Source organism: Sphingobium sp. LMC3-1-1.1 (assembly GCF_040676285.1).
GTDB lineage: Bacteria > Pseudomonadota > Alphaproteobacteria > Sphingomonadales > Sphingomonadaceae > Sphingobium.
Genome location: NZ_JBEGHQ010000027.1, coordinates 1 through 1,411, shown reverse-complemented (window position 1 = coordinate 1,411; position 1,411 = coordinate 1). Strand labels below are relative to the sequence as shown.

The window sequence follows — 1,411 nt, the reverse complement described above, 5'->3', positions numbered from 1 at the left end:
GAATCAGTCACATTGAGGGCGCGCAACTGGTCGCCGGAAAAGGCGGTGATGGCGATGCCCACCTTCTGGATGCTCTGCTCGCGACGCTGCGCCGTTACGATGATCTCGCCCGACAAGGCCGAGCCGCCCTTGTCGGCGTGAGTTGATTGATCCTGCACGGCAGAGGCGGCCGGTGCATCCTGCGCCAGCGCAGGACTGGCAAGCGCACCAACCGCAACTGCACAAAGTAAGGTTGCCCGGATTCCAAGATCTTTCCTCATTATTATTCCCCTTGATGACGATAATAATATGCAACTCAGCCCTGCAAGATCCTTTTTTGTTCTAATTACCTATCCATCAAATCAGATACTTCACTCCAAACCCGTCAGATCACCTCGCCGCCGGGCAACTGGATCTCGTTGACGCCCTTGGCAAAGCTGTGACCGTTCCAATATTGCTGCCCGGCCACCAACAGATCCTGCGCCGGAAACTTCGTCAGAAGCCGCGGACCATCCTTCGTGACATGGATCTCTTCCTCGATCCGGGCCGCGGTCGTTCCGTCTTCGGAAGGCCAGTAGGTCTCGATCGCAAAGACCATCCCTTCCTCGATCGTGATCGGGTGTTCGATCGAGTGATAGCGGCTGATCAGCGGCTGTTCCCACAGGCCAACGCCGATACCATGCGCATATTGCAGCCCGAACGCTTCCTCCTCGTTCGCCATGCCGAATTCCTGGGCGGCCGGGAATTTCTTGGCGATATCGGCCGAAGACGCGCCCACCTTGATCTCTGCAATCGCTTCGTCGAGGATTTCACGCGTCTTCTTGTACACGTCCCGCTGCTTGCGGGTCGCGCCGCCAATATTGATCGTGCGGTAATAGCAGGTGCGATAGCCCATATAGGAGTGAATGATGTCGAAATAGGCCATGTCGCCCGGCCGCATGTAACGGTCCGAGAACACATGGGGATGCGGCGCGCAGCGTTCGCCCGAAATCGCGTTCACCGCCTCCACATTCTCCGAACCCATATTGTAGAGCACATGGTTGACGACGGCGACGGCCTCGCTTTCCTTGACGCCCGGGCGCAGCACGCGGAACAACTCGTCATAGGCGGAATCGACCAGACACGCAGCGGTCTCCAGCAACGAGACCTCGTCGATCGACTTGATGACGCGGGCGCGTTGCATCAGCCCTTCTGCATTGACGATCGTCACCCCTTCGGCCTCCAGCGCCCGGAGCACCGGAATTTCAACGACATCTATGCCCAGCGGCTCGTTGATGAGGCCAGCATCGCGCAGCACGTCCGCGATCCGCTTCGCGTTCGCCTTCTCAACGCCAACCTCTTCCATGATCGAGCCGCGCCAGCTTGATACCACCGGGCGCCAATTTTCGGGGCTGATCCAGGGATTATGCTTCTGATGCTGCTTGGCGGCCGA

1 protein-coding gene and 1 pseudogene are annotated in these 1,411 nt (G+C 58.7%); both read right to left on the bottom strand.

Annotation, left to right across the window (positions count from 1 at the left end; genetic code table 11):
• Positions 1-260 (bottom strand): annotated as a pseudogene (locus MRBLMC3_RS16135) (ligand-gated channel protein); the annotation flags it as partial.
• Between the two features lie 104 nt (positions 261-364).
• The coding region (locus MRBLMC3_RS16130; RefSeq protein WP_363830481.1) for a M24 family metallopeptidase at positions 365-1,411 on the bottom strand (1,047 nt) is incomplete at its 5' end.